Origin of the sequence: Nitrosomonas marina (assembly GCF_900111605.1) — a bacterium.
GTDB classification, from domain to species: Bacteria; Pseudomonadota; Gammaproteobacteria; order Burkholderiales; family Nitrosomonadaceae; genus Nitrosomonas; species Nitrosomonas marina_A.
Window position 1 is genome coordinate 1 of record NZ_FOIA01000061.1, and the last position, 5,915, is coordinate 5,915.

General features: G+C 45.1%; 6 protein-coding genes. All 6 read right to left on the bottom strand.

Translation table 11 applies throughout. The features are described from left to right. Positions 1 to 164: transposase (locus BMY62_RS15475; protein WP_143058838.1), on the bottom strand; the 164-nt coding region annotated here is incomplete at its 3' end. Positions 165 to 229: 65 nt separating this feature from the next. Beyond that, positions 230 to 451: a hypothetical protein gene (locus BMY62_RS15480; RefSeq protein WP_090662076.1), complete on the bottom strand. Its 222-nt coding sequence runs from the start codon at positions 449 to 451 to the stop codon at positions 230 to 232. Continuing rightward, positions 448 to 1,896, bottom strand: coding sequence for an RAMP superfamily CRISPR-associated protein (locus BMY62_RS15485; RefSeq protein ID WP_090662079.1), 1,449 nt, complete (start codon positions 1,894 to 1,896; stop codon positions 448 to 450). Before BMY62_RS15485 ends, BMY62_RS15480 begins: the two co-directional genes overlap by 4 nt. Further along, positions 1,893 to 3,458: a hypothetical protein gene (locus tag BMY62_RS15490; protein ID WP_090662082.1), complete on the bottom strand. Its 1,566-nt coding sequence runs from the start codon at positions 3,456 to 3,458 to the stop codon at positions 1,893 to 1,895. Before BMY62_RS15490 ends, BMY62_RS15485 begins: the two co-directional genes overlap by 4 nt. Continuing rightward, positions 3,455 to 4,096 (bottom strand): RAMP superfamily CRISPR-associated protein, encoded by a 642-nt coding sequence (locus BMY62_RS15495; protein WP_090662085.1) that lies wholly within the window; start codon positions 4,094 to 4,096, stop codon positions 3,455 to 3,457. Before BMY62_RS15495 ends, BMY62_RS15490 begins: the two co-directional genes overlap by 4 nt. Further along, entirely contained in the window at positions 4,086 to 5,732 is a 1,647-nt protein-coding gene (locus BMY62_RS15500) for a Cas10/Cmr2 second palm domain-containing protein (protein ID WP_090662088.1), read from the bottom strand. Before BMY62_RS15500 ends, BMY62_RS15495 begins: the two co-directional genes overlap by 11 nt. Positions 5,733 to 5,915: the final 183 nt, after the last annotated feature.

The following is a 5,915-nucleotide window of genomic DNA, read 5'->3' on the forward strand; positions in this document are numbered from 1 at the left end:
TCCCGCCAGGGTGCGCCTGTGCGTAAAATCCAGAACACCGCGTTGATAAACTGGCGATTATCTTTTGCAACACCTCCCCACTTGCCTGATCGCCCTGGCAAATGGGGTTCCAGTAACGACCACACATGATCTGAAAGATCATGTCTACGATAAGCTTCTGACATACTATTACCATGTATAATAATCACTTGCAGCATAATTATACAGTAATTTCTAACTTGTGACGACGCTATCTAGTGACAGGCAACTGATCATCCGCATTTGAAATCCACACTTGCGATGGATAACACAACCACCCCTGAGCAGGCCCAAACTTCTGAACATACTCAATCAAATGATCATTATTTCTGATTAAACCTCCGGCTTCTATTGTGACTGAAACCTGGCATTCCGATAAATTATCCGCACCGGTTACGGACTGAAAGAAATCTATAACTTGCATATGATTCATGCAGCTGACTCCTCTCGTTCAACAGGCCACAAGGGATTGCCTCGCCATTCAATATCACCCGAAAAGTAGCCATGCCCCCTGCTGCTCGCAGCGCCCAGCGCCAGTCTACCCTGAATCAGATCATCAAATGTCCACTGCAATGCATTTCTCGTCATTACGTCAAAAGATTCACTTTCCTTGGAGTCAAAACTCACAATCAGCCCAAATTCTGATTTCCAAATCAATTCCTCTGTGAATAACGCACCCGACCTGACGCCGCCTGTGAATCGGTCAATACTGGTATGCGTCATTTGCTGTACGTCTTCCGTACTGAACTTGTCTCGCGCAAGATAGCAATCGGTAAAATAGACGACTCCAGCCCGGCCCATAGTAGTACCGTCAACTATATCAGCCGGAAACCCAAAAATCTGGTTGGTCGCAGCCAATGCCTTTTCTTTCACAACATCGTCGTCTATTGGTTCGCTCAACAATTGTCGGGCATAGTGATAAAAAAAACGATGCCGGATAGTTCCCTTGACTGCAGACCCAGGGATAAGAACATGCTGTTGCTTCAAAAATGCACTTTCAACCTTTTTATCATCGACTCTTTTCCATGAAATTACCGGTTCTGTATAGGGCAAAGCATCCGACGGTTTATCTTTTGTATCTGTCAAAGATCGGTTGCCTTGCCCAAAACGCCAAAAATCTTCAGGTTCCAATGATAGACGCAATTCACACAATGGATTATCATTATTTATCTGCTGCAATTTATTCGTCCAGTCATCCGTATAGGCCAGATCGGATGGAAGCAGACTAAACGCTTTATAATCATCGGTATTTTTCAGATTGAATACTTTCTCGTGCAAACGGACACAGGCAAAACGCCCCAACCCGGAGCGTACTGAAGCACCCAACCTTAATTCCGGGCTTTTGATTAAATCCAGCAGACGTTCCCATTCATCACTGTCTGCTTCCGCAGACCACAAGCAGATTTCAAAACTGAACCGGCAGCCTTTAGGAACAACAGTCACGTCATATTTCGCCTGATGGTCTGCAACACTTCTGTCGTTAATGCGAACGCGATCGCGATATATCGGATGATCCTGCACCAGGAACTGTAAAACAGGATCTGTGATTTGCACTTCCAATTGTTCAGCAGGTTGGTCATCTTTGTCGTGAACAACACCCCACGAAATCTCGACACGTGACGCGGTGCCTTTGGCCTTCTCCTGGAATCCAAATAACTCAGTCTCGCTCTCTTTGCCGAATTTTTCGCGATACATGTGCCGCAAAATACCTGCAAGTGTAGTCGCCGGAATCGCTGGCAGATGATTGGCATCACGCACAACCAAATTATCAAAAGCACCATCGCTCAGACCACTGGCAATAGTAAAGGCCGACTGTGCTTCCAGCACAAAACGAGCAAGGTATAAATAATGTAGTTTCAGTCTATTAACAGCTGTCATTTGTTCATTTCCTTATCAGAAACAACTCCGGGCTCATGCTTATCGTTCAGGTTAATAGCCTGACGGCTTAGCAACGCAAATATTTTTCCCGGGTTAACCGATATTTCATTTTGAAACCGTTTTATTAGCCAAAATCCAAAATTTGTTCTCTCGCCTTCCAGCCCTGTCAGTGTTCCCCAATCTTCGTCGGTTACATCTTCGGGACTCATGATTTCACCTGGTTTTCCTGGCCGGACAATACCGTGAAGTTTTTCAAGCAAATCTTGCGGTGACAAATTCTGTTTACAAACTTCCATAACTCTGCCCCATTGCGTCTTGCCCGGACCGATATCCATATTTTCCTGCTGTGCAACATACGCACGCGCCGAACTATACAAACACCGAAGATCATCTAACAAAGCATCAACTTTTTTGCCGATTTGACTATTCTCATCGTTTCTGGTGCCCTGTGCCATGATCCATTGAAATAATTTATGATTCCCAGGCTTCTCTGCACAACTGTCATTGCGTTGCGCATTGCCTGTAAATTCCGGCAATTCTTTAATCAATAAATCATCATTAATCAACATAGATCCCAAACCATTGTAGCGGTAATCGCCGAGACCTGAGCGCAGCCTGATCAGATCATCCTCCGTTGCTTCTTCATCCAAATCCAGGCAAATAACACTGCCTTGCTGGATGACCTGACGTTCTTGATCGTAGCACCTTCGGTAAGCGTTATAAGGACTGTAGCGCCTGAATCGCAGAAAAGTTTTTTCCCAGTTTAACTTTCCTTTTAAACCAAAACAGGCTGCGAGCGGCTCAAAAGTTGGGAATCCATATTCATTCCGCAGCGCCAAATCGGAAATCAGCCAAAAAATTAACTGACTCGAATATTGTAGCCGGGGCTGTTTTAAATTCTGTTCATGTTCCTCGACCCGGCAAGAAACAGTACCATATTGCGCCGATCTTGATCGTCCTAACCGGATAAAGCCCTGGAGACTGTTGCAAATTTTTCCGGGCAGTTCATCAGAAATATCAGAATCAATCTGCAGTGTAGCCTGAAAAATCTGTCCAGCCTCAAGCGCTGCATAACCGAATAGCTGCGCCTGTGCGGCTGTTCCAGTTTCCAGATCAATCGCAGTTTTCATGCGGAACGTCGTTCTGGGTTTAACCAGCCTTCCTGTCGTGGTAACATAGCCCTCCCGCAATTGCTTGAGCTGAAAGTCCTGTGGCAATCCAATTTCACTAAACGGGGTTTTAATCTTTGCGCCATCCAGTAGATCTGGATATGCGGCGTTCCGATATTCATCGCCTTTTATCACATGCCAGGCAAACGGCATTGGATAGCTTTCAGCACCATTAGGGTCTAATGGCAGACCGTTGCCAAATCTCACTTTACCTGAGTGAAAAACATCAAATGCTTCTTCTGCATCCAGTGTTCTATAAAGCTTGGCTGCACAAGCACCGTATAAAGCCGCTCCCGGCACATAGTCAAGCGTTTGGTGAGCGCCGACTGTAGCCGAACGTGCTGAAAAAATAACATCTTCTTCAAGTGCCAATGTCACTTTGTACTGTTTCATTTTATTTCCTTCAGCGAGAGTACCGCTCTGCCCAGCCCACGTGTCCTGTTGGCGCCCACAGCACGTATCAAAGGCAATGCCGTTTTAATTATTTCTTCAGCATGCTGCAGATACCAGTTTTTATCATCCGGTTCTGAATTTCCAATTAACGGAATAATATCAAGTCGTGCATTTAATTCGACAGGTACCACAACCTGAATGCCGCGCAAACTTCCCTGCCTGGCAACACCTTTTTCAGCATCAATGGCAGTACTGTATATATCCCTGAAAAGAACACTTCTGGAACAATCATCTTGTATTAACCACTGGCGTAAGCAATCTTCCATAACCGCATCGCTCAGCCGGATTATTCCTGGAATCGTTTCATCCCTTGGACGCTGATTTTCATATGCTCTGGAACCAAACAGCTGCTCAACGACATTTTCGGGTTGAAAATCCTGTGGGCACTCAATAACTTTCCACTGCAATAAACGGTATACCGCATCTCGGAGCAATCCTTTCAACATACGCCCGGAAATAAACGGACAACCGAAACGGTCTTTCTCCACAACGGCATCGACATGACTACCGCTGCCTTTCCCGGTTCCAGGGTGCCAATAGCTTTTAATGTCCAGTTTCAAACAGTAACTAGCGGCCATGCGCTTCCCCTTCAACTGCGAGCAAATGCATCAGGTCGCCGACAAATGTTTGATCCGGTTTCCCCTGCTTGGACTTAAAAATTGATGACTCTGAAACACCAGCTTCCGATAACCATAGTGCTTTGATGTATTCATGATATTCCTGATAGTGATACGGACAGACCTTTTTTAGGTTTTGCTGCCAACGGTCATATATTTTTGGTGCTTCGGATGGCTGGGCATGCAGCAAAGTCAGAAAATTCCTCAAAGGACCTCTACTCATCTCAGGCGTTTGGAACAAGTCTTTCAATTTGAGTAAAGTATCCAAAGCCGGGAAATTTCCGGCATATTGACCCAATCCGTATGCGCCCAGTGTTAAATAGATGTGTTTGCCATCTCCATCCTTCTGGGTCATTTCTTCATTCAATGCTGTCTCATAGTCGGATATGAAGCTGGACGTGATGCGATGCATGGCCACGGTTGAAGGAATAGTGCCATCAACCTTGTTCTGTCTGGCTTCCTTTTTTGCAAAACTGCATAATGATTCAGCCAATTGATAAGCCAAATAAAAAGGTTGATTGACTTTGACAAATGCCACACCTCCACACGCAGTCAGTTTTGAAACAATGCCATTTGAATCAAAGTTTTTTAACCACGCTTCATTTTCACGCTCAAATGTTTCTACAAAACGCTTGACAAATTCAAGCGCAAATTCGGCCCGTATAATGACGGTCAGATCATCGCCGCCCAGTATCAAGGGTCTGAACGGCAAAATGATTTTATTATCTTTATTTTTTGGAAACGTTTCTGTGCGCGTTTCGTTGGCGGTGAAAACCTTGGTTAATGCCGCTCTGGCGGAATTTTCCGTTACACTTTTCAGTTTTTCTGAAAAATGGCGCAATTTTTTTGCGCTATCAGCGTCCTCCTTTAAAGATTCGTTCAGTTTTATCAATACTTCGCCAAGACCATTGCCGTCTATATGAATAATGGCCACATAGTGATTATCCGATTCAAATGGAAACGCGTCTTCCTCCTCAGGTTCAAGGTTTAGCGGAAAAGTAAAATGTTTCTGCGTGTCTTCCTCGAGAATGAATTTTTTGATCAGCCTATCGCCCTTACGGAATTGCCTTTTCTTCAAGCTTGCCTGGTCAATCCATTCTTCCCTGATCTCATTGTCATTATGTTTCCTGCGATCAAATGATACTGCTGGACTGCCGGTGCGTGGCGCACGAATAATCAATGGTCCGGCTACAGGTAGCCTGGGGTTTTCCCGGTTACGCAAGATCTGTAATTTTTTTCGCCCATTTTGCATGGCCTCTTGCAAACTTTCACCTTGACTGATCGCATGACTGAACAACAAGCCCGGCGCAATTTCAGGTACTACCAGGCCCCAGATATCCCTGAGCTGAATGGCTGAATTTTTGTCCGGCAATTGTACTGTAAACGCTGCGCCGCCTTTGCGAGTGAACTGGCTATCCAATTTCTTAGGCGACATTCCTCTCAAAGATGGCAATCCTTGCAGTGTTTTAACCAAAGGTTCTTCAAGCAATGCTTCGATTAGTTCGCTGGCACCCACCATGTCGGCCATGCGGCCACTGTCAAAAATATAAGACTGGATGCTGTGCGCCTCAAAAAAATAAAGATGATATGTAAACATCGCTCAATCGGGTCCATTTATTATGATTATTAAACGTAACTACTCTCCCCATACTTTATGAGCCTCACCCGCTAATGCGATTTGAATGGCGATAAGCGGGTTATATCCTCTATTGGCCATGGATTGCAGGTAGCTTGAAATCCGGCAATAGGCATGTGCACATTCGGTGGTTCTGAAACAACC